Genomic DNA, 265 nt, shown 5'->3' on the forward strand with positions numbered 1-265 from the left:
ACACCCGTACCCATCCCGAACACGATGGTTAAGACCTAAGCGGCCGATGGTACTGCACTGGAGACGGTGTGGGAGAGCAGGTGGCCGCCAGCATTAAAAAAAGAAAAAGGCAGATCCGCTGCCGCCATATAGCATAGATACAGGCACAGATGAGCAACAACTTATCGCCGCCAACCCGGTCAGCAGGGCAGTGCTGTTTGGATAACTGGTTTTACCAGTGATCAGATGCGCAAAAGAAGTTTTGTGTATGTGATGACTGATAAAA

General features: G+C 50.2%; 1 rRNA gene. It reads left to right on the forward strand.

The features are described from left to right. Positions 1-93: ribosomal RNA gene (gene rrf, locus H6A20_RS13290) — 5S ribosomal RNA — on the forward strand; the annotation flags it as partial. Between the last annotated feature and the right edge of the window lie 172 nt (positions 94-265).

Origin of the sequence: Mordavella massiliensis (genome assembly GCF_016901695.1) — a bacterium.
GTDB classification, from domain to species: domain Bacteria; phylum Bacillota; class Clostridia; order Lachnospirales; family Lachnospiraceae; genus Claveliimonas; species Claveliimonas massiliensis_A.